At 69.3% G+C, this 22,913-nt stretch carries 16 protein-coding genes; 12 read left to right on the forward strand and 4 right to left on the reverse strand.

Annotation, left to right across the window (positions count from 1 at the left end):
* The first annotated feature begins 87 nt into the window (after positions 1–87).
* The 3 genes from ACESMY_RS10320 (at position 88) to ACESMY_RS10330 (ending at position 2,768) form a co-directional block, all read left to right on the forward strand.
* Positions 88–927, forward strand: coding sequence for a DUF1295 domain-containing protein (locus ACESMY_RS10320; RefSeq protein WP_372784499.1), 840 nt, complete (start codon positions 88–90; stop codon positions 925–927).
* Positions 928–956: 29 nt separating this feature from the next.
* The gene (locus ACESMY_RS10325) at positions 957–2,432 is read left to right on the forward strand and encodes a carotenoid oxygenase family protein (RefSeq protein ID WP_372784500.1); all 1,476 of its coding nucleotides are present in this window, start codon (positions 957–959) and stop codon (positions 2,430–2,432) included.
* Positions 2,433–2,498: 66 nt separating this feature from the next.
* Entirely contained in the window at positions 2,499–2,768 is a 270-nt protein-coding gene (locus ACESMY_RS10330) for a hypothetical protein (RefSeq protein WP_372784501.1), read from the forward strand.
* Positions 2,769–2,772: 4 nt separating this feature from the next.
* On the opposite strand, the gene ACESMY_RS10335 is transcribed toward ACESMY_RS10330, so the two are convergent.
* From ACESMY_RS10335 to ACESMY_RS10350, 4 genes are all read right to left on the reverse strand, one after another.
* Complete coding sequence (locus tag ACESMY_RS10335; protein WP_372784502.1) at positions 2,773–3,360, reverse strand: TetR/AcrR family transcriptional regulator; 588 nt, start codon at positions 3,358–3,360, stop codon at positions 2,773–2,775.
* Positions 3,357–4,379: a glutathione S-transferase N-terminal domain-containing protein gene (locus ACESMY_RS10340; RefSeq protein WP_372784503.1), complete on the reverse strand. Its 1,023-nt coding sequence runs from the start codon at positions 4,377–4,379 to the stop codon at positions 3,357–3,359. Before ACESMY_RS10340 ends, ACESMY_RS10335 begins: the two co-directional genes overlap by 4 nt.
* A gap of 94 nt (positions 4,380–4,473) precedes the next feature.
* Positions 4,474–5,727 carry an IPT/TIG domain-containing protein gene (locus ACESMY_RS10345; protein WP_372784504.1) on the reverse strand — a complete coding sequence of 418 codons (1,254 nt, stop codon included), beginning with the start codon at positions 5,725–5,727 and terminating at the stop codon, positions 4,474–4,476.
* A 39-nt stretch (positions 5,728–5,766) separates the two neighbouring features.
* Positions 5,767–9,213, reverse strand: coding sequence for a hypothetical protein (locus tag ACESMY_RS10350; RefSeq protein WP_372784505.1), 3,447 nt, complete (start codon positions 9,211–9,213; stop codon positions 5,767–5,769).
* A 541-nt stretch (positions 9,214–9,754) separates the two neighbouring features.
* Here ACESMY_RS10350 and ACESMY_RS10355 point away from each other — a divergent pair.
* The 9 genes from ACESMY_RS10355 to ACESMY_RS10395 all read left to right on the forward strand — a co-directional run bounded on the left by ACESMY_RS10355 (position 9,755) and on the right by ACESMY_RS10395 (position 22,535).
* Complete coding sequence (locus ACESMY_RS10355; RefSeq protein ID WP_372784506.1) at positions 9,755–10,309, forward strand: transcriptional regulator; 555 nt, start codon at positions 9,755–9,757, stop codon at positions 10,307–10,309.
* Between the two features lie 92 nt (positions 10,310–10,401).
* Positions 10,402–11,082, forward strand: a complete 681-nt coding sequence (locus tag ACESMY_RS10360; RefSeq protein ID WP_372784507.1) for a response regulator transcription factor — start codon at positions 10,402–10,404, stop codon at positions 11,080–11,082.
* Entirely contained in the window at positions 11,069–12,445 is a 1,377-nt protein-coding gene (locus ACESMY_RS10365) for a sensor histidine kinase (protein ID WP_372784508.1), read from the forward strand. The genes ACESMY_RS10360 and ACESMY_RS10365 overlap by 14 nt, the downstream gene beginning before the upstream one ends.
* 72 nt (positions 12,446–12,517) lie before the next feature.
* Complete coding sequence (locus tag ACESMY_RS10370; RefSeq protein WP_372784509.1) at positions 12,518–15,703, forward strand: efflux RND transporter permease subunit; 3,186 nt, start codon at positions 12,518–12,520, stop codon at positions 15,701–15,703.
* Positions 15,696–16,862 carry an efflux RND transporter periplasmic adaptor subunit gene (locus ACESMY_RS10375; protein WP_372784510.1) on the forward strand — a complete coding sequence of 389 codons (1,167 nt, stop codon included), beginning with the start codon at positions 15,696–15,698 and terminating at the stop codon, positions 16,860–16,862. The genes ACESMY_RS10370 and ACESMY_RS10375 overlap by 8 nt, the downstream gene beginning before the upstream one ends.
* Positions 16,863–16,864: 2 nt before the next feature.
* Positions 16,865–18,265, forward strand: a complete 1,401-nt coding sequence (locus tag ACESMY_RS10380; RefSeq protein WP_372784511.1) for an efflux transporter outer membrane subunit — start codon at positions 16,865–16,867, stop codon at positions 18,263–18,265.
* Positions 18,266–18,375: 110 nt separating this feature from the next.
* Complete coding sequence (locus tag ACESMY_RS10385) at positions 18,376–19,956, forward strand: DegT/DnrJ/EryC1/StrS family aminotransferase (protein ID WP_372784512.1); 1,581 nt, start codon at positions 18,376–18,378, stop codon at positions 19,954–19,956.
* A gap of 67 nt (positions 19,957–20,023) precedes the next feature.
* The gene (locus ACESMY_RS10390; protein ID WP_372784513.1) at positions 20,024–21,301 is read left to right on the forward strand and encodes a glycosyltransferase; all 1,278 of its coding nucleotides are present in this window, start codon (positions 20,024–20,026) and stop codon (positions 21,299–21,301) included.
* A gap of 1 nt (position 21,302) precedes the next feature.
* Positions 21,303–22,535 carry a formyltransferase family protein gene (locus tag ACESMY_RS10395; RefSeq protein WP_372784514.1) on the forward strand — a complete coding sequence of 411 codons (1,233 nt, stop codon included), beginning with the start codon at positions 21,303–21,305 and terminating at the stop codon, positions 22,533–22,535.
* Positions 22,536–22,913 lie beyond the last annotated feature (378 nt).

The raw sequence follows: 22,913 nt of genomic DNA on the forward strand, positions 1-22,913 counted from the left end.
GTTCGCACGCGCACGCCACCCGCTTGTGCCCGGCGCCGGCGCGTGGAACGCTGAGGCTCCCGACGCGCAAGCGAGACGGCCGAACCCATGCCGCTCTATCCCGATATCCTGCAGGTCCTGGCGGTGAATTTCGCGCTCTGCGTCGCGGGGTTCGTGGTCTGCTGGGCGATCGCGGTGGCGATCCGCGACCCGACCTTCGTCGACTCGGTGTGGGCGCTGGGCATGGGCGGCCTGGGGTTCGCCACATATCTGCAGGTCTCGGGTCTGCAGGTCTCGGGCTATCGGCCGCGGCAGTATCTGCTGGTCGGCCTTTGCGGCGCCTGGGCGCTGCGGCTGGGCCTGCACCTTTTCGTGCGCTGGCGCAGCCACGGGCCCGACCGGCGCTATGTGCGGATGATGGAGAAGGCCAAGGCCGAGCGGGGCTGGGGCTACGGCCAGGCGACCCTGCGGCTGGTGTTCCTGCTGCAGGCGCCCTTGATGTGGACGGTGTCCCTGCCGGTGCAGCTCGGACAGCTGGGGGACGGGCCGGCGCGGATCGGGCCGCTCGGCTGGATCGGCGCGGCGTTCTGCGTCTTCGGCATCGCCTTCGAGGCCCTGGCCGACGCCCAGGTGACCCGCTTCCGGGCCGATCCGGCCAGCCAGGGCAGGGTGCTGCAGAGCGGGCTCTGGCGCTATTCGCAGCACCCCAACTACTTCGGCGACATCGTGAGCTGGATAGGCCTCTACCTGATCGCCGCGGAGACCCCGGCGGGCCTGTGGTCCCTGCCCGGCCCCCTGCTGCTGATCTTCATCCTGACCCGCTTCAGCGGCGGGGTGACCTATGAGCGGCGTCTGGCCAGGACCCGGCCGGGCTATGACGATTACCAGCGCCGGACCAGCGCGCTGATCCCGTGGCCGCCGAAAGCGGCGCACGGCGACGGCGTCTGATAGGATCGGGCGGAAAGCGGGAAAACCTGATGCAGGCCACCCTCGTCAACCGGATCGCCTCGAGCCTCGGGGCTGCCGACCATCCCTACATGACCGGCGCGTGGACGCCGAACTTCGACGAATATGACGCGACCGACCTCGAGGTGATCGGTGAGATCCCCACCGACATCGACGGGGTCTATGTCCGCAACACCGAAAACCCGGTGCACGCGCCGATCGGCATGTACCACCCGTTCGACGGCGACGGGATGATCCACGCCATGGCGTTCAAGGACGGCCGGGCGAGCTATCGCAACCGCTTCGTCCGCACCAAGGGCTTCGAAGCCGAGCAGGCCGCGGGCGAGGCGCTTTGGGCAGGCCTGGCCGAGCATCCGGCTCAGTCCAAGCGGCCGGGCTGGGGCGCCCAGGGCAGCCTGAAGGACTCCTCGTCGACCGACGTGGTGGTGCACGCCGGCAAGATCCTCTCGACCTTCTACCAGTGCGGCGAGGGCTATCGCCTGGATCCGCTGACGCTGGAGCAGGAGGGGACCGAAGGCTGGGTGCCCGCCGGGGGCATCTCGGCGCACCCGAAGGTCGACGAAGCCACGGGCGAGCTGCTGTTCTTCAACTATTCCAAGCAGGCGCCCTACATGCACTACGGCGTCGTGGGGCCCGACAACCGGCTGAAGCACTACATCCCGATCCCGCTGCCGGGGCCGCGGCTGCCGCACGACATGGCGTTCACCAAGCGGTTCTCGATCTTCGCCGACCTGCCGCTGTTCTGGGACCCGAACCTGCTGCCGAAGGGCTACCACGCCGCGCGGTTCTACAAGGACCTGCCGACCCGGTTCGCCATCGTGCCGCGCTATGGCCAGCCGGAGGATATCCGCTGGTTCGAGGCCAAGCCCTGCTACGTCCTGCACTGGATGAACGCCTATGAGGAAGGCGACGAGGTGGTGCTCGACGGCTACTTCCAGGCCGATCCGCAACCGCCGCCGCTGGAGGGTTATGGCCCCAAGCTCGGGCAGATGATGGCCTATCTCGACGAGCACTCGATGAAGCCCCAGCTCTATCGCTGGCGGTTCAATCTGAAGACCGGCGCGGTCAACGAGGGCCCCCTCGACGACCGCATCCTGGAGTTCGGCTCGTTCAACCAGCAGATCGCCGGCCAGAAGGGCCGCTACCTCTATTCCACCACCGCCAAGCCGGGCTGGTTCCTATTCACCGGGATCGTCAAGCACGACCTGGAGAGCGGCCGGTCCTGGAGCCTCGACTTCGGCGAGAACCGCTACGGCTCCGAGGCGCCGTTCGCGCCGCGGGTCGGCGCGCGCGGCGAGGACGACGGCTATCTCGTCAGCTTCATCACCGACATGGCGGCCGACGCCTCCGAATGCGTGCTGATCGACGCCAAGGATGTCGAGGCCGGGCCCGTCTGCCGCATCCGGTTGCCGCACCGCATCTCGTCGGGCACCCACGCGACCTGGGCCTCGGGCGCGGACGTGCGGCGGGAAAAAGCGCGGCTGTAACCCTTTCGTTCAGTTTAACGAATAAGCTCCCAGGATCAGAACCGGTCCGGCAGCGGGGCGATACAGATGACCATAGGCAGCGACTATCCGAGCCCGGTCACCGTCAACGGCTATTCCTGCAAGAACTGCACGGACGTTGACTACGCCAAGAAGCATATCGATCCGGCCCATCCCAAGGACGGGCCCTACGGCATCGACGCCAAGTCCGATCCGGCGCATCCCAAGGACACCCCCGCCGTGATCTTCAGCGGACAGCTCGCGGCGCTGGCCAGCACGCTGGGTCCCAGCGCGATCCCGGCCGCCGCGCCGCAGCGCCGCCTCGACGTCACCGCCTAGGCGCTCAGTCCAGGATCAGGCGTACGGCGGCTTCGAGGGTCTCCTTCGCCCGCTTGGGGGACAGCCCCTGGTCGCGGCGCAGGCGCGACCAGGCCTCGAAGCTCAGCAGCAGGTCGAGGATCTCCAGCTTCAGCGGGTCGCGCGCCACGTCCGGGGGCAGCTGGCGCTTGAGGATGTCGCGCAGCGCCGCCACCAGCCGGGTGTTGTCGGTATCCAGGTATCTCGAACGGTGGCGGAAGACCGTCGAGGCCCGCAGGAACGGCCCGATCTTCTCGAAGGCCCCGGCGCGGCGCGCGATCAGCTCGACCACCCGCTCACGCGAGTCTTCGGAGCGGAACGGCGTTTCGGCGACGGCCTTGAGTTCGCCGGCGATCACCACCGACATCTCGCGATAGAGGCTGTCCATGTCCCGGAAGTGCCGGAACACGGTGCGCAGGCCGACGTCGGCGCGCTGCGCCACCTGTTCGGCGCCGGGCGCGATCTCGCCCGAGCGGATGATCTCCAGCATGGCGGCCACGATGCGGGCGCGGTTGTCCTCTCCGCGCCGGCGGCGGCCATCGGCGGCGGGGGTCGCGGCCGGAGCGCCGCTCACGCGAACAGGCCGGAAAGGCCGGCGGGAGCCAGGACCCCGTCCACCTGCGCCCGTGCGCCCGGGGTCAGGGCGTCGCGGGACTGGCGCAGCCACCCCAGGCACTTGGCCTGGTAGGGGAAGGGTTGCTGGGTCCAGACTTGGCCGTCGACCTGCGCCGTCACCTCGCCCGCGCCGGCCGCCACGGCGGCGGCGTTGGCCAGCATCACCGGCGGATAGACCCGGCCGATCTCGGCCAGGAGGGCGGTGAGGGTCTGCGGAAGGGCGTCCATCGCGAGCCAGTCGCCCTCGGCCGGTTCCAGGCCGGACGGATCCTCCATCATCCCGACCCAGGCGGTGACCCGAGGCGCGATCTCCAGCGCGAGCGCGGCGGGGGTCGGATCGAACTCGGCGAGCTGGGTCAGCTGGCCGAACACCGCGAAGTCGCAGGACCCCGGCCGCTGGCCCATCAGATAGGGATAGCGCCGCAGATGGTCCTCGAACGCCGCCAGGAAGCGGCGGTAGCTGGCCTCGATCACCGGCCCGGTCACCGGGTTGGAGCCGACGTAGCGGAGCCGGCCGATCTGGCGTTCGGAGAAGGCGGCGCCGGCCTGCGCGAGGTCGGTGTCGGGCACGCTGAATCCGCGCCAGCAGGGCAGGATGGCGGCGGCCTTGGCGATGTCGGGCGCATAGGCCCAGCGGTAGTGGAACATGGCCTTGGTCAGCCACTCGTCGGCGTAGTCCTCGATCAGCTCGTTGAGGAAGGCCAATGCCGGGTCCGACGGGATCAGGCTGCGGCCCTCGTAGTCCCGCTCGAAGCGGCGGATCAGCGGGGTGGAGTCGGTGACCGCCTGCAGTTCGCCGGCCTCGTCGGGCAGGTAGAAGGTCGGCAGAAGCTGCACCTTCGGCCGCGGCAGGTCGCGCAGCAGCGGGCTCGAGGGCAGCAGGAAGCGGTAGGGGATGCGCCGGTAGCGCAGCACCGCCAGCATCTTGCGGGTGTAGGGCGACCCGGGCGCGCCGGAGAGGGCGATGGGATCGGTCATGGCGCGCACGGCTCCAGGCGAGCGAGCGGAGACCGTATAATGACACTGACCGTGCCGCTAGATGTTTGGCGCGCTGGGGAACGCCCGCGCCGCCTCAGACGAACGTCGCGCCGTTCCAGACCGCGTTGAGCAGCGAGGCGAAGACGCTGGCGGCGATCGCATCCGGCCGGTGCAGCAGGGTGAGCTCGTCGCCCAGCAGGGTCTCGCCGGCGACCAGGCCGGTGACGTTGCCGAAGGTCGCCCAGGCGAGGTCCGTCGCGTTGGCCGGCTGCGGCGGCGGGGAGGCCTGGTAGAAGCCGGCCGCGCCCAGGACAGGGGCCAGCGGGACGAAGGAGGCGGCCGCCAGGGGCACGGTGGCCTTGGTGGTCGCCGTGCACTGCAGGGCGTCGTAGTTGGCGGGCGTCACCGGCGTGGTCGCTGGGTTGATCGCATTGGCGGCGGCCGCGAAGAGATCCGTCGTGCCGCTCGCCCGGATCAATGCGATCGGATCGGTTCCCGGTGCGGCCAGCGCCGTCTGCGGGGCGATGTTCAGGGTGCGGCCCAGATAGGCCAGCACATTGGCCGGCACGGCCGCGCCCGGCCCGCCCTTGGGCAGGGTGATCACCGAGGGTCCGATGAGCGGCAGGGTAGCGCCGGCGGCGTGCAGGGTCTTCAACGCGGCCTGCACCGCGGAGACGAAGTCGCTGCGCACATAGGCGCTGGTCGGGATACTGGGCTGGGCGGCGCCGGCCGGCCGGTCGTTCGGCAGGGCGACCATCGACAGCGGCGTGGCGTTGCTGATGAAACCCTGCGCCTGCAGGGGCCCGGCGACGCCGAGGATGCCGGCCAGCGTCTGCTCGCGCATCGCCCCCTCCTTCAGCTCGCCCAGGATGTTCAGATAGCCGCCGATCTCGGTGATGTTGCGCGGCGGAGGCACGCGGGAGCCGACGACGTCGCCCTCGAGCGCCAGCCGGCGCATGAGGATGTTCTGGGCCTCCAGCGCGTCCGGCGAGGTCTGGGCGCTCAGCACGTTCACCAGGCTGCCGACGATGGTCGAGGTGAGCGCGGGGTCGATGTAGTAGGGCGTCGCCCCGCCCGTGGCCGCGGGCGCCGAAAAGCTGAACAGCGCCGCCGGATTGATCGCCGAGCGGCCGCCGGCGGTGACCACGGTGACATTGGCGACGCTCGACCCCGCCGGGGTGACCGCGATCACCTGAGTGTCGCTGGCGACGGCGATGTTGGTGGCGTCCGCCGAGCCGAAGCCCACGGCGATGGCGCCGGTGAAGCCGGTCCCGGTGATGGTGACGATCGTGCCGCCGCCGGTGGGGCCCGAGGTCGGGGCGATGCTGCTGACAACGGGGGCTGCCATGGGAAATCTCCTTAGCTGGTCTGCGCCTCGGCCCGCGGCCTAGAGCAGCGCCGTGAGGATCAGGGGAGCGATGGTGCTGAGGGCGGAGGAGGCGTCGGATCCGGCCGAGGAGTCGCCGGACGAGTCGCCGCCGCCTTTCTTGCCCTTGCCTTTGCCGCCCGCCGCGCCGCCGCCGCCCGCCTTGCCCTTGCCTTTGCCGCCCGCCGCGCCGCCGCCGCCCGCCTTGCCGGTGACCAGGCCGCCGAGCGTGTTCATGGCCTGCTGCTGGAAGGCCATGTTGGCCTTCACGGCGTCGGACCGCGCCTGGGAAGCGACGTTCTGGGTGTTGGTCAGGAGCGAGGCCAGCTGGGTCGCGCCGGTGAGGGCGGTGTCGAAGTCCTTCTGGCTGGCGAAGTTCTGGCCGAGCGACTGCAGGAGGCCGGTATTGGGGGCCGGCGCGGTCAGCACATTGTTGATCAGGCCGGGAAGGTTGGTCAGGGAGTTGGGCGCCGTCAGCCCCGCCGTGAGCGAGGCCGAGCCGGTCGGCAGCGACACCGGCGCAATGGTCGGAGCGGCGTCGGCCGGCGCGTCCTGCCAGTTCCAGAACCGCGTCAGGTCGATCTTCTCGGCCGACGGGCAGCAGCCGAGCACGGCCTCGCCGAGCACGCCGTGGGTCGGCAGCGAGATGACCGAGGTGGGCGGCTGGAAGCCGGATTGCTGGTAGGCCAGGAGCGCGCGCTCGATCTCGCCCTGGTCGAGGCCGAGCACCTCGTCCTGGCCGTCGGCGTTGGCCTGGGCGACCTGCGGGATGCGGAACGGCAGGATCATCGAATTGCCGAAGAAGCCGAGCAGGCGGTTTTCCACGCAGTTGAGCAGCGGGACCATCTGGCTGGGGTCGGCGATGCCGTTCGAGGGCACCCCGATGGTGAAGGCGTCGAGCATGATCGCCCGCTCCTCCACCGACAGGGAGGACCACATCGCCTTGGAGTAGTGCGTCGTGTTGCGCACGATGTGGTGCATCGCCTTTTCGACCTCGAGCACGTCGCTGTAGCGAAGCACCGGACCGATCTGCATCGCCGGCACCGGATAGGGCTGGGGCGGCAGCTCGACGTTGCCGAGGCTATCGTTGGCATAGGTCTCGTTGGCCGGGGTGCTGACGATATTCCCGCCGCCGTCGAACTCGATGATGAAGGCGGTGAAGTGCTGCAGCTGCGGCCCGCCGACGGCGTTTTCCAGGTCGCGCGGCGAGAGCGTGATCGTGTGCCGCGTCCGGTAGGCGGGCCCCGCGGTCGCGTCGATGGCGCTCTCGATCCAGCTGCCGATGGTGCTGCCGAACTCGCTGTCGAGCGCGTTCAGCGAGGCCATCTCCTGGGAGATCAGCGTGTAGGAGATGTTCGAGAAGCTGCGCAGGATCTCGAAGCCCACGATGTCGGCGCGGTTCATCGACTGCGGCAGGGCGAGGTTGCCGGCCAGCAAGACGCCCGCGGGGGACTGCCGTTGCTGCAGCAGCCAGGCGATCAGTTCGTCGCGGTCGGCGAACTTGTCCTGCGGGATGAGGAGCGGCGCGGGGGGTGTCAGCTGCACCGGCCCGACCCGGGTGTTGCGGCGGGTGACCGCACGCACCGAGATGGTCTCGCCCGGCAGGAACCTGCCCTGCATCTTGAAGCTGATCACGTCTTCGGCGACGCCGCCGGCCGGGTCCACCGAGGCGGTGGGATCCGCGGCGAATTGAGCCAGCAGCGTCAGACCGTACTGAAATTCTCTCGGCACGGCCTTTCTCAGGACGTCCAGGTGCTTGATCAGCGCCTGGTAGCGCGCCAGCACGTTCGGACGGGTCAGGGTGGTGACATTGGTCAGCACGAGCGGCTGGCCCGGGGGCATGAAGCGCACGATCTGCATCGGCACCAGGCAGCAGAGCGTCAGGCCGTCGATCTTGGTGGTGACATTGTAATTCCGGAGCACCTGCCAGTACTGCATCGTCAGCGCGTGGGCGTGGTTGTGGTTGGTGATTGTCTTGGTGGTCACCGACTCGTGCTCGCTTGACGTCGCCAGCCGCATGCCGGTGCGCGAGGCGGTGCGCCGGGCCGAGGCCTGGTTCGCGGACGCCGAGTGGGTGGCCTCCGCCGCGGCCTGGGTCATGTTGCGCTGGCCCTGCAGCCAGCTCTCGCTGCTGCCGCTGGACTGCGAGGCGCCGCCGCCGCCGAACAGCGGGAAGCTGAAACCGGCGTTGGACGACTCCGTCTGGAAGGAGCTGCCGCCGCGCGAGGCTTCCTGGAAGGCGGAGTTGAAGGTGGCCAGCGTCGAGGTGTCGGCCACGGCGGACTGCTGCTGGGCCTCGCTCTCGCTGAAGAACTCGCTCTCGGTCACCGCCGAGGTGTCGGTGCGTTCGAAGACCGCGATCTGCTGCTGCTCGCCGGGCGCCAGCGGCAGGGAATAGACCAGATCGCCCAGGCCGACGCCGGCGAAGGTCCACTCCTGCTGCATCTCCAGGATATAGCCGAGGCCCAGGGTGGCGGCCGTCGGGATGGTCTCGTCGGAGCCGAACACGCCGTTCGATTCCAGGCCCATGATCTGGTCGCGGAAGCCGTCGACGCTGAGCGGCTGCTCGACCGGCACGCGGTCGGCGTAGGCGGTCACGGTGCCGGCGCCCGCGAAGGGCTTCCCGGTCGTGTAGACCGGCAACGGCAGGAAGCGGTCGCCACCGTTCACCACGCGCACCCACTGGATCTCGTTGACGATGGAGAGCTGCGGCTCGACCAGGCGCACGAAGACCCCGAAGGGGAAGGAGTCGATCGAGTTGGCGGCGCTGTATTCCTGCTGACAGGGGCCGGCCTCGCCGATCTTCACCGACGGCAGTTGCGACGAACTTGGAGCCGCCGGATCGGCGGGATCGCTAAGCGGCGGCAGGAGGTCCTTCAGGGCCGCCAGGATGCTGACGGGCAGGGGATCGAGATGGGTCGGAAGCTTGACCACCCCGATCAGGCCGTTGGCGGCGATCTGGGCGGCCGGGACGGTCACCGCGGCGTTGCCGCTCGCGCCGTGCACGGTGAGGGAGATCCCCGTCTTGGGGATCAGGGCGCCGGACGGCATCGGCAGGGTGAAGCCGCCGGAATCGCTGGTCAGCACCATGGTCGCCGGCGGCTTGCCGCCCAGCGGCGTGGGATCGAAGGTGATCTGGACCTGGCGGGCCGGAAGCCCGTCCGGCTCATGCAGGACGCCGACGATCTGCGCCGGCAGGCCGGGTCCGGCGAGCGCCTTGGTGATATCGCCGAGGCTGGTCTTGATCTGCGAAAGCCCCAGGAAAACCTTGCTCACCGCCGCGGCGCGGAACGGCTGCAGCTGGGCGCCGAGCTTGAGGCCGGCGTCGCTCAGGAAGTCGATCGTCTCTGGGATGCGCTGCCGGTTGATGGTGATCGCCGTGTTCTTCACGACAGCGCTCGCCGCGGCGTTGGTCTCGGCCTTGGCCGCGGTGCGGGTCGCCGGGCGGCTCTTGGTTGTCGTGGCCATGCGGATCTCCTTCTCCCCGGGCGTCCGGGAGCGATGACTGAGGGCTCGGCCTCGCGCCGGCAGGCCATGGGAGAAGCAGGCGGGCCCCGCGGCGCGCTTGAAGCCGCGCCGGCCAAGGGAGTGTCGCTTTACTTGAACGCGAGCCCACCACGCGTCCGCCAACGTACGGACGCCAACTCCGAATGGCTCGCCTTAAAATAGCGGGCCCATTAACGGTACTGTATTCGACTCTACCGAGAGTTATATTGATGACTCATCGGATGATGACAGTGTTTCGATGAACTTTATTAGAGAGATCACGTTGTTGTGTTAGGCGCAGCAAGGTAAGTTCACGATGATTGTGTGTAGGTATTTTCACCTTGTCCACAGGCTGAATTCTGAATCTTTCTGAATCGAATTGTCGAGAATCCCAACGAACTCTGCCGCGGAATCGCCAAGATCGGCGATCTGGGTTATGCAGGCGAGCAGACGGTGTTGGGGCGTCACGATCTTCCGTAGTCCCGCCGCCGTGTCACCTGAGGCGCTCGCCGAAGGAGGGACGATGAGCTTCGCCGGCGTGCAGGACGTGTCGTTTGGGCCCTTCCGGCTCTCGTTGCGCCTACGCACCCTGTCGCGGGCCGAGGGCCGCATCGCGCTGACCAGCCGGGCCTTCGACGTGCTGGCCACCCTGATCCAGTCCGCCTCGGCGGTGGTCACCAAGGACGAGCTGATGCAACGGGTCTGGGGCGGCCTTATCGTCGAGGAGAACAATCTCCACGTCCAGATCGCGGCCATCCGCCGGGCGCTGGGCGTCGACGAGCGTTACATCGTCACCATCCATGGCCGCGGCTACCTGTTCGCCGGCGACCTGCGGCCCGCACCGAACGAAGCCGCCAAGGCGAGCCTCGCGGCCTCGCTCGCCAGCCTGTCGCGCGAAGAGGCCATGGCCGTGCTTGGCCTCTCGCGGAGCTGGGAGCCGGCGGCCGGGCGCGGGCGGCGGCCGGCGCCGTTGCAGGATGACGCCGAATTCGGCGACCTGATCGTGGGCGGCGACGAGCGGCGATCCGTAGAGCCGGCGCCGCCGGTTTCCGGGAAGGAAGACGCGCCCCGACACTAGCCAGGCGGCTCGGGTTTACGGCCTCGCACTTGACGCCGGGCTCTGCTCGTGGCGACCAATCCGCGGCGAGGCAGCCCGCAGGTGGAAACGCGATGCCGAAGATCCTGGCGATCGAAGACGACGCCACCACCGGCCGGGAGATCGTGGCGGAGCTCGAGCAGCACGGGTTCGAGGTCGAGTGGGTGGCCGACGGCAGCGACGGCCTGGCCCGCGCGGTGAGCGGCGATTTCGACGCCGTCATCCTCGACCGCATGCTGCCGCGGATGGACGGGCTGGCGATCGTCACCGTCATGCGCGGCGCCGAGGTCGACATCCCGGTGCTGATGATCAGCGCGCTGAGCGACGTCGACGAGCGGATCCGCGGGCTCCGGGCCGGCGGCGACGACTACATGACCAAGCCCTTCGCCTCGGAGGAGCTCGCCGCGCGCCTGGAGGTGCTGCTGCGCCGCCGCGAGGCCGCGCCGCGCCAGATGAGCCTGGCGGTCGCCGACCTCGATCTCGATCTCATCACCCGCACGGCGCACCGCGGCGGGCAGGAGATCCGGCTGATGCCGACCGAGTACAAGCTGCTGGAGTTCATGATGCGCAACTCCGGCCAGATCCTCACCCGCACGATGATCTTCGAGGCGATCTGGGGCTATCACTTCGACCCGGGCACCAACCTGATCGACGTCCATCTGGGACGCCTGCGCCGCAAGATCGACCGGCCGGGACTGGCGCCGTTGATCCACACCATCCGCGGCTCGGGGTACGCGCTCAATGCGCCCGCGTGAGCTTTGGCGCACCACGCCGTTCCGCCTGACGCTGCTGAACGGCGGGGTGTTCGCGCTCGCGCTGATGGCCTTGCTGGGCCTGATCTATCTGCAGACCGCCGGATACCTCGCCCGGCAGATCGACGGCATCGTGGTCAGCGAGGCCAAGGCGTTGAGGCTCGGCGGCGCCGAGAAGCTGCCGGAGCGGGTCAACCAGGCCGTCGCCTCCGACAGCCGGCACATCGAGTACTACGGGCTCTTCTCGGAAGAGGGCATCTGGATCGCCGGCAACGTCCGCGCCCTGCCGCTCGACCTGCCGATCGACGGCAAGCCCCGCGATCTGCACGAGAAGGGCCTGCAGCCGGGCGCGCGAGCCTCGGTGACCCGCCTGCCCTGGGGCGAGGTGCTGTTCGTCGGCCACGACGCCCTGGTGCTGACCGGCCTGCGCACCATCATGATCAACGCGTTGGCGGTGAGCGGGGTGCTGATCCTGATCTTCGGCCTGGCCGCGGCCGCGGCGCTGAGCCTCGTGCCCCTGCGCCGGATCGATGCGCTGCGCGACGCCAGCCGGGCGGCGCTGGAGGGCCAGCTCGGCGTGCGCCTGCCGGTGTCGCCCCGCCGCGACGAGATCGACATGCTGGCCGGTGTCGCCAACGCCATGATGGACGAGAGCGAGCGCCTGCTCTGGGAGGTGAAGAGCGTCGGCGAGAACGTCGCCCATGACCTGCGCACGCCGCTCAACCGCCTGCGGGCGCTGCTCTACCGGGTCAGCCAGGGGACGAAGCTGGAGGGCGGCGAGCGGCAGATGATCGACCAGGCGCTGGCCGAGACCGACGAGCTCCTGGCCCGCTTCCGGGCCTTGCAGCGGATCGGCGAGATCGAGCGCCGCGACCGGCAGGCTTTCTTCGAGCCGGTGCGCCTGCAGGCCATCCTGGAGCATGTGGTCGAGCTGCACGAGCCGCTGGCGGAGGACCGCGGGGTCGCCTTGCACGCCGAGATCGCGCCCGAGGCGCCGCCGGTGTCGGCCGACCCGACCCTGCTCTTCGAGGCGGTCAGCAACCTGGTGGACAACGCCCTGAAATTCACCCCGCGCGGCGGCGCGGTGCGGCTGCGTCTCACGGCGAAGGCGGAAGGTCCCAGCATCGAGGTCAGCGACAATGGCCCTGGCGTCGCCGAGGCCGACCGCGAGGCGGTCCTGCAGCGCTTCTACCGCGCCAAGCGCACGGCCAACGAGCCGGGCTCGGGTCTCGGCCTCAGCATCGTCACCGCCATCGCCCGGCTGCACCATTTCACCCTGGTGCTGGGCGACGCCCGGCCGGGGCTGCGGGTGACCCTGCATTGCTGGCCGCGGGGCCTGGAGGGCGCGGCGGCGGGCGCAACTTAAAACTATCTTCATTGGCCTCCGAGGCCGGACTGGGTTCAAGAACGCCCGCGCTTCCCGCTGGAGCCCAGTCGCTTGAACGCTATCGTCCGTATCGCGCTCTCCCGCCCCTACACCTTCATCGTGATGGCCGTGCTCATCATGATCTTCGGGGTGATGGCGGCGTTCCGGACCCCCACCGACATCTTCCCCGAGATCAGGGTCCCGGTGATCGGCGTGGCGTTCAACTTCGCGGGCCTGTCGCCGGGGGAGATGTCCAACCGGATCGTCACCCAGTTCGAGCGGTTCCTGACGACCACGGTCAACGACGTGGAGCACACCGAGAGCCAGTCGGTGAACGGCATCGGGATCGTGAAGATCTACTTCCAGCCCGGCATCGACATCCGCACCGCCACCGCCCAGGTCACCTCCACCGCCCAGACCTCCATCCGCCAGATGCCGGCCGGGGTGACGCCGCCGCTGGTGCTCAACTACTCGGCCGCCACCGTGCCGATCCTGCAACTCGCCGATTCCGACAAGACGCTCTCCGAGCAGAAGCTGTTCGACCTGAGCCAGGTGGTGATCCGGCCGGCGATCACCACCGTGCCGGGCGCGGCCACGCCCTATCCCTATGGCGGCCAGCTGCGCCAGATCCAGATCGACCTCGACCCGCAGGCGCTGCAGTCGAAGGGCATCTCGGCCAGCGACGTGACCGCCGCTCTGGCCGCCCAGAACCAGATCCTGCCGGTCGGTTTCGTGAAGATCGGCTCCTATCAGTACAACGTGCGGCTCAACGACGCTGCCGAGACCATCGAGGACCTCAACAACCTGCCGATCAAGACGGTGAACGGCGCCACCATCTTCGTCCACGATGTGGGCCAGGTGCGCGACGGCGCCCCGCCGCAAACCAACATCGTCCACGTGGACGGCGGCCGCGCGGTGCTGTCGACGATCCTGAAGAACGGCTCGGCCTCGACGCTGGCGGTGGTCCAGGGCGTCAAGGACAAGCTGCCCGGCCTGAAGGAGCAGCTGCCCTCGACCTTCAAGATCACCGCGCTCAACGACCAGTCGCTGTTCGTGAAGGGCGCGATCTCCAGCGTGGTCAAGGAAGGCGCCATCGCCGCGGCGCTCACCAGCCTGATGATCCTGCTGTTCCTCGGCAGCTGGCGCTCGACGGCGATCATCGCGGTCTCGATCCCGCTGGCCGTGCTGGCCGCCATCGCGGCGCTGTCGGTGAGCGGCCAGACGCTGAACATCATGACCCTGGGCGGTCTGGCGCTGGCCGTCGGCATCCTGGTGGACGATGCGACGGTGACCATCGAGAACATCAACTGGCACCTGGAGCACGGCAAGGACGTCCGGACCGCGATCCTCGACGGCGCCAATCAGATCGTGACGCCGGCCTTCGTCTCGCTGCTCTGCATCTGCATCGTCTTCGTGCCGATGTTCATGCTGAAGGGCGTGGCGGGCTTCCTGTTCGTGCCCATGGCGATGTCGGTGGTGTTCGCGATGATCGCTTCCTTCGTCTTGTCGCGGACGCTCGTGCCGACCATGGCGATGTACCTGCTGAGGCCGCATTCGCAGGACGGGCACGACGCCCCGCCGCGCAACCCCTTCGCGCGGTTCCAGCGGCGGTTCGAGGCCGGGTTCGCCCGGGTCCGCAGCGTCTACAGCGAGCTCCTGGCGATGGCGATGGGCGCGAGGCGGCCGTTCCTGATCGGCTTCATGGCGGTGGTGGTGCTGTCCTTCGGCCTCGCGCCGTTCCTGGGCTCGAACTTCTTCCCGGCGGTGGACGCCGGCCAGATGACCCTGCACGTCCGCGCGCCGGTCGGCACGCGGCTCGAGGACACCTCGCTGGAGTTCCGCCGCATCGAGGCGACGATCCGCCAGGCGATCCCGGCCGACGAACTGGGCTCGATCGTCGACAACATCGGCATCCCGAACAGCTCCATCAACATGGTCTATTCGAACTCCGGCGTGATCGGCCCGCAGGACGGCGACATCTACGTCAGCCTGAAGGCGCACCACCACGCGACGGCGGCCTATGTGAAACGCCTGCGCGAGGTGCTGCCTCGGGAGTATCCGGGGACCGTCTTCGCCTTCCTGCCGGCCGATATCGTCAGCCAGATCCTGAACTTCGGCGCGCCGGCCCCGATCGACCTGCAGGTCTCCGGCCCCAACGCCGCCGCCAACCGGGTCTACGCCAACGCCCTCTTGCGCAGGATCAAGGCGGTCCGCGGCCTGGCCGACGTGCGCATGCAGCAGCCGGAAGGCGCCCCGGAGCTGCGGGTCGATGTGGACCGCGCGCGCATCGCCCAGCTGGGGCTTTCGGAACGCGACGTGACCAACAGCCTGGTCACGACGCTGGCCGGCAGTTCGCAGGGCGCACCCACCTTCTGGGTGAACCCGAAGACCGGGGTCTCCTATCCGATCGTGGCGCAGACGCCGGAGTACCGGCTGTCCTCGATCTCCGGCCTGGAAGGCGTGCCGATCAACGGCGCCACCGCCCAGAACAACCAGGCACAGATGCTGGGCGGGCTGGGCGCGATCACCCGCGACAGCACGCCGGCGGTGGTCAGCCACTACAACGCCGCCCCGGTGATCGACATCTACGCCACCACCCAGGACCGCGACCTCGGTTCGGTGACCAAGGACATCGACAGGATCCTGAAGGACGCCGCCAAGGATCGGCCAAAGGGCGCCTCGGTCGAACTGCGCGGCCAGATGGTGACCATGAACACCGCCTTCACGGGCCTGTTCCTCGGCCTCGCCGCGGCGATCGTGCTGATCTACCTGCTGATCGTCGTGAACTTCCAGTCGTGGCTCGATCCGTTCGTGATCATCACCGCGCTGCCGGCCGCGCTGGCTGGGATCGTCTGGATCCTGTTCGCCACCGGCACGACGCTTTCGGTGCCGGCGCTGACCGGGGCGATCATGTGCATGGGCGTGGCGACCGCCAACTCCATCCTGGTGATCAGCTTCGCCCGCGAACGCCTGGCCGCCACCGGCGACGCCGTCGTGGCGGCGACCGAGGCCGGCTTCACCCGCTTCCGCCCGGTGGTCATGACCGCGCTCGCCATGATCATCGGCATGGCGCCCATGGCGCTGGGGCTCGGCGAAGGCGGCGAGCAGAACGCGCCGCTCGGCCGCGCCGTGATCGGCGGGCTGATCTTCGCCACCATCGCCACCCTGATGTTCGTGCCCGTCGTCTTCAGCCTCGTGCACGGCCGCCGGGCCCATGCCGTCGCGCCCGAGCCGATCGCCGGAGAGTCCTATGCCTGATCCCGCCGCGACCCCCGTCTCGACGCGCCGCCTGCGGCTGACCGGCCTGGTGGTCGCCGGCGTCGCCGCGCTCGTGGTGATCGTGGGCCTGGTCACCCGCGTCAGCGCCGACCAGAGCATGAAGACCTGGACCCGCGAGCAGTCGATCCCGACCATCGGCCTGGCCAAGGTGGAGGGCGGCGGCGAGCGCCAGCTGGTGCTGCCGGGCGACGTGCAGGCGTTCAACACCGCCCCGATCCACGCCCGCGTCAGCGGCTACCTGAAGCGCTGGTACGTGGACATCGGGACCCCGGTGAAGGCCGGCCAGGTGCTGGCCGACATCGATACGCCCGACCTCGACCAGCAGGTGCTGCAGGCCCGCGCCGACCTGGCCACCGCCCAGGCCAACCAGGGCCTGGCGGCCACCACCTCCAAGCGCTGGGCAGGCCTGGTCGCCCAGGACGCGGTCTCCAAGCAGGAGGCCGAGGAAAAGCTCGGCGACCTCACCGCCAAGAGCTCGCTGGTCAACGCCGCGCGGGCCAACCTCAACCGCCTGCTGGCGCTGGAATCCTTCAAGCGGATCACCGCGCCGTTCGACGGGGTGGTGACCACGCGGTCCACCGACATCGGCGCCCTGATCACCGTGGGCGGCGCGACGGACGCGGCCCTGTTCACCGTGGCCGACCAGCGCCGCCTGCGGGTCTATGTCCGCGTGCCGCAGAACTACTCCGCCCTGGTCCACAAGGGCCTGGCCGCCGACCTCACAGTTCCGGAATTTGCCGGCCAGACATTCACGGCCGTGGTCGCCAACAGCGCCCAGGCGGTCGGCGCCCAGAGCGGGGCCGAGCTCGTCGAGCTGCAGCTGGACAACGCCGACGGCCGCATCAAGTCCGGCGACTACGCCACGGTCACCTTCCGCCTGACCTCGGCGGCCGGCACCACCCAGATCCCGGTGACCGCGATCCAGTACCGCCACAACGGCCCGGTAGTGGCCATCGTCGGCGCCGACAACCATGTGAAGATCCGGCCGGTGATCATCGCCCGCGACCTGGGCTCCAGCGTCGAGATCGGCTCCGGCCTTTCGGCCAGCGACCGGGTCGTGGACAACCCGCCGGAATCTCTGGCCGACGGCGACCTGGTGCGGATCGCCGGCGCCTCGGCGCAGAAGGCGAGGGGCTAGCCATGGCCACGGCCAGGCTGCTGCTGACGGCCGCGACCGCCGCCGCCCTGGCCGGCTGCTCGCTGGCCCCGGCCTATGCGCCGCCGGCGACGCCGGTCGCCGCCGCCTACAAGGAGCAGGGGCCCTGGACCCCGGCCGCGCCGGCCGACGCCCAGCCGCGCGGCCAGTGGTGGGCGATGTTCGCCGACCCCGTGCTCGACGGCCTGGAGGCGCGCGCCGAGCAGGCCAATCCCAGCCTCGCCGCCGCGTTGGCGGCCTATGATCAGGCCCGCGCCCTGGCGGCCCAGGCCCGCGCCGGCCTGGTCCCGGAGATCGACGGCGCAGCGACCACCCAGCGCGCGCGGCGCTCCGACAAGGCGCCGCTGCGGGTCGGCGGGCCGGACGCCTATTCCACCAACCAGGCCGGCGCCTCGGTCGCCTACGAGATCGATCTCTGGGGCCGGTTGCGCAACCTCGCCGCGGGAGCCGGCGACCGGGCCCAGGCCAGCGGCGCCGACCTCCGGTCCATGCGGCTCAGCCTGCAGGCGGACCTCGCCGACGACTATCTGACGCTGCGCAGTCTGGACGCCCAGATCCGCCTCCTGGACGCGACGGTGGCGGCCTACGCCCGCGCCCTGCAGCTGACCCAGATCCTGCACGACGGCGGCAATGCGACCGGGCTCGACGTCGCCCGCGCCCAGACCCAGCTCTCCACCGCCAAGGCCCAGATCACCGACGTCGCCGCCCAGCGCGCGCTGATGGAGCACGCCATCGCCGCCCTGGTCGGCGAGAGCGCCTCGAGCTTCAGCCTGGCGCCGGTCGGGACCGCCCTGCCGCAGCCGCGGGTGGCGGTCAGCGCGCCCTCGGTCCTGCTGCAGCGGCGCCCGGACATCGCCGCCGCCGAGCGCCGCGCCGCGGCGGCCAACGCCGACGTCGGGGTGGCGCGCGCGGCCTTCTTCCCGGCGCTGACCCTCGACGGCTCGGCCGGCTGGCAGACCGCGGGCGGGGTCAATCTGCTCAGCGCGCCCAACACCTTCTGGATGGTCGGGCCGCAGCTGGTCGGCGCGCTCTTCGATGGCGGCCGCCGCAAGGCCGGCGTGCGCGCCTCGCGCGCCGCCTTCGACCAGGCCAGCGCCAACTACCGCGGCGTGGTGCTGAACGCCTTCCGCGACGTGGAAGACCAGATTGCGCTCGCCAACCGGCTGGCGATCGAGGCCAAGGACCAGACCGAGGCGGTGACAGCCGCGCGGCGCACCGAGGAACTGGCCAATATCCGCTACAAGCAGGGCGTCGCCACCTATCTCGACGTGGTCACCGCCCAGACCGCGGCGCTCACCGCCGAGCAGTCGGCGATCCAGCTCAACACCCGGCGCCTGCAGGCCAGCGTTAACCTGACCCGCGCCCTCGGCGGCGCCTGGAGCTGACCGCGCGTTTCGCCGCACCGATGTTAACCATTTCCGAACCGCGCGCGCCCTAGCCTCGACCCTGTGTCGCCGGCCTTCGCCCGCGGCGCGGGGATCGGCGGATGGCATCAGTGGCGAAGACCCGAAAGGCCCGGGCGAACAGCGTAGGCGAGGCGACGGCCGCCACCGGCGCGGACCCGCTCGTCCAGCTCATCGAGCTCCAGACGATTCCGATGCCGAACGGCATCCTGGGCGTCGCCGAGGTCTCCAAGCACATCGGCTTCCCGGTCCACCGGGCCTATTACATCCGCGACGTGCCGACCGGCGAGAGCCGCGGCGCGCACGGGCACAAGGCGTTGCGCCAGTGCTTCCTGTGCCTGCGCGGCAGCGTCAGCCTCAGCATCTCCAAGCACGGGCGCACCGAGACGGTGCAGCTCGACCGGCCTTCCCAAGCCGCGGTGGTGCCGGCCGGCTGCTGGCGCGACCTCAGCGACTTCTCCGAGGACTCGGTGATCATCGTGCTGGCGTCCGACGAGTACGACGAGGCCGACTACATCCGCGATCACGACGACTTCCTGCGCTGGGACGCCGGCGACGAGCCGGTGACGGCGGTCTCCTACCTCGACCTCAGCCGCGGGTCGCGCGCCCTGGGGCCCGAGATCGAGCTCGCCATGCGGCGCGTCCTGCGCTCCGGCTGCCTGATCGGCGGGCCGGAAGTCGCCGATTTCGAGGGCCGGTTCGCGCTCTACAGCGGCGCCGAGCACATGGTGGGCCTCGGCAACGGCCTCGACGCCCTGGTCCTGGCGCTCAAGGCCTGGGGGATCGGTCCCGGCGACGAGGTGATCGTGCCGGCCCACACCTTCGTGGCGACCTCGCTGGCCGTCGACGAGGTCGGGGCGACCCAGGTGCTGGTCGACGTCGAGCCCGACACCGGCCTGATGGACATGGACCTGGTCGCCGGCCTGGTCACCGAGCGCACGCGGGCGATCGTCCCGGTGCACCTCTACGGCCATCCCGTCGACATGGACGCCTTGCGCGCCGTGATCGGCAAGCGCGACATCAAGATCCTGGAAGACGCCTGCCAGGCGCACGGCGCGCGCTACAAGGGCCGGCGCTGCGGCGGGCTCGGCGACGCGGCGGCCTTCAGCTTCTATCCGACCAAGAACCTCGGCGCGCTCGGCGACGGGGGCGCACTGCTGACCGGCGACCCGGCCACCGCCGAGGCCGTGCGGACGCTGGCCAACTACGGCTCGCGCGAGAAATACCGCCACGAGGTGCCCGGCCGGAACTCCCGGCTCGACCCGCTGCAGGCCGCGGTGCTGGCCGCCAAGCTCGACCACCTGGACGCCTGGAACGCCCGGCGCAGCCAGCTGGCGCTGCGCTACTTCCTGGGCCTGGCCGATGTCCGCGGGCTGGAGCTGCCCGGCGTGCGCGCCTGGGCCGAGCCGGTCTGGCACGTCTTCCCGGTCCGCGCGGCGGGCGTGCGCGACGAACTCCAGGCCTTCCTCGCCGCGCGCGGGGTGGGCACCAACATCCACTATCCGATCCCGGTCCACCTGCAGCCCTGCTACGCCGGGCGCTGGGCGGCGGGCGACTATCCGGTCGCAGAGGCGCTGGGGAAATCCCTGCTCAGCCTGCCGCTCGACCCCACCCACACCGACCGCGAGATCGACTTCGTGATCGCCCGCCTGCGGGAGTTCTTCGCCTGTTGAACGTCCAGCTGCCCCGTAACCGCCCCGTGGGGACTTCCTCACGCCCATCGCCGAGCCGACCAACCTGATGAAGATCGCGTTTTTTGGATATGCCTGGGGGTCGGCGCGCAAGATCGACGCCTATATGCGCGAGGTGGTCGAGGCCTATGGGCAGCTGGGCTTCGAGGTCGATGTCTTTCTTGGCAACGACTTCAGCGCCGACGGGATAGTGACCGGGTTCAAGGCCGACACCGATGTGACCCGGCTGGCGGCCTATCTCCGCGAGCAGGGTTACGCCGCGGCCGTCTCGTTCAACAATTCGCTGCTGCTGCCGCAGATCGTCGAGGCCCTGGAGGGCCGGGTGGTCTCCGTGATCGTCGACGGCTTCAACCACCTGTTCCGTTATGATGCCCAGGACCGCTACGCGGCGTTCCGGCTCGACGTCCGCTTCGCCTGCATCGGCAGCCAGTTCGAGCGAGAACTGCTGGCGGAAGTCCCCGAGATCGCCGGACGGGTGAGCCTGCTGTCGCCTGCCACCAACGGAATGCTGTTCCCGCGCCAGACGATCGCCCCGGCCTATCCGATCTCGTGGGTGGCGAGCCTGCCGACCGACAACACGACGGCGGGTTTCATCTCGCGGCTGCTGGATAATCCGTCAGCGTACGGAATCGTTGATGCCTGCCTGCGCGCCATCGAGGCGACAGGCGATCTCAAAGCCTTGATGGCTGACCACGCCGCGGTGATCGAGGGCTTGGCCGCCCAGGTGCCGATGACCTTCCGCACCTTCGAGACGATGCTGCAGAACGTGGTCACGGCGCGTCAGCGCGTGGAACTCGTCAGCCGGCTCTCACCACATGGCCTGGCCCTGTTCGGCAACCGCGAATGGGCGCGGGCCATGGTGCTGAACCAGGACGTTTTCGCGGCCTTCAGGCCCGGGCCCGGGGCAAGCAGCCACGAGGACCTTCTGCAAATCTACAACGCGTCCCTGATCTCGGTGAACCTGCCGCAGTCGCTCATCTCGGAGTCCTTCCAGTACCGGCTTCTGGACGTGATGTCCTCCAACGCGCTCCTGGTCACCAAGCGGACGCCGGAGCCGGACCTGTACCGGGTGTTCGGCGCGGACTGCCCCGTCCCGATGTATGACAGCTTGGCCGAGCTGGAGGCGATCTGCGCCCACTACCTCGCCCACGAGGACGAACGGCGCGCGGTCGTGGCCGCCTGCAACGCCCTGGTGACGCCCGATTTCAGCTTCCGCAGCCGCTGCCTGGACTACCTCCGACTGGCCGGCGCCGCCTATCAGCCGCCGTCCGGCGCGCCCGTCGCCCGCAAGGACGTGCGGGTCCTCACCGACCGGGAATTCGCCTGACATGAAGCCGCTGATCTGTGTCGCCGGAAAGAACGACAACGCCGTCAGCGCCCTGCGCTACGTGCTGGACCACTATCCGGACCACCCGGTCTGCTGCATCCCCAACGCCGCCGATGCGGGCGAGGACAGCTGGCAACCCTCCCTGGCGCGGCGGGCGGCCGAGTGGGGCGTGCGGCGGGCCGAGCTGGCGGACCTCTACGAGGTCGAGGACCTGGTGCTGCTGTCGCTGGAGTTCGACACCCTGATCAAGACCGGCCGGTTCCGGTCGCGGCGCCTGTTCAACTTCCATTTCTCGAAGCTGCCGAAATACCGCGGTGTCTTCACCTCGGCCCATCCGATCCTCAACGGCGAGACGGCGACGGCCGTGACGCTGCACCTTATCGACGACGGCATCGACACCGGCGACATCATCGACAGCTGGGACGTGGAGATCGGCTTCGAGGACACGGTCCGCGACCTCTATCTGAAGAACGTCGAGGCGACGAAGAAGCTGTTCCTGCGCAACATCGGCACGCTGATCGACGGGAGCTATGTCGCGCGCCGCCAGCCTCTGGAGGGGGCCTCCTACTATTCGAAGAAGTCCATCGACTACGCCAACCTGACCATCGACCTGAAGAAGAGCGCCGCGGAAATCCACAACCAGTTCCGCGCCTTCAGCTTCCGCGAGTTCCAGATGGCGCGCTATGGCGGCTGGTCGATCGCCCGCACCGTGCCCACCGCCGACCGCAGCATTCGCAAGCCCGGCCAGCTACTGGAGGAGACCGAGGGCTATTTCCGGATCTCCTCGATCGACAACGACGTGGTGCTCTTCAAGGACTACTACCCGGTGCTGTGGACGGCCTGTGAGAGCGGCGACATGGGCGCGGCCTGGCTCGCGCTCCGGCACATCGACACGGTCGACCTGCGCAATCCCAAGGGCTGGACCGCGCTGATCATCGCGGTCTTCAACGGGCGGATGGACGTCGCCCGGCTCCTGCTCGACCGCGGCGCCGATGTGGACGGAACGAACTACAAGGGCACGACGGTGCTGATGTACGCCCTCAGCCGCTACGAGCTGCACCGCGACCGCGCGCCCTTCGAGCTGATTGCCGCGAGCGCCCAGCGGTTCGGTGCTACGGACCACACCGGCAAGTCGGTCTACGAGTGGATCGCCGAGAAGGGCCTAGTCGAGCTTTTCGACCTGTTGCCGGTCCAGGCGCCGCAGTCTGCGCGCCGCCGCGCCGAAGCCCGCTAAGCTTTGCGTCGGAGGCCGGATCTCGGAGGATGATGTCGTCCGCGACTTGCGCCGAGGGACAGCCGTCGGCAGGCCGAGTGGCTTGCGAGTAGGATATCAGTCCAGTCCGTACAGGCTTACGACAGAGCCATCGACGAAATTACCTGAGATAGGTTTTACGACAATATGATCGATAGCGGCCGTACTAGCCCACATTCCGCTGTCGATCTGCGCGTCCTGCCCTGCGGGAGCCGTGAAATTTGTATCTGATTGGCTCGTATATGTTTTAAAGAAGATGGTATCTCGATAATTGAAGATGATCGCCCTAGCGGCCCCGCTATAGTTTGCGGTCGCGTTTGCGCCTGCCAACGCGCCCATATTACAGGCCATTGTTTGTCG

This window comes from Phenylobacterium sp. (genome assembly GCF_041691455.1).
Lineage (GTDB): Bacteria > Pseudomonadota > Alphaproteobacteria > Caulobacterales > Caulobacteraceae > Phenylobacterium.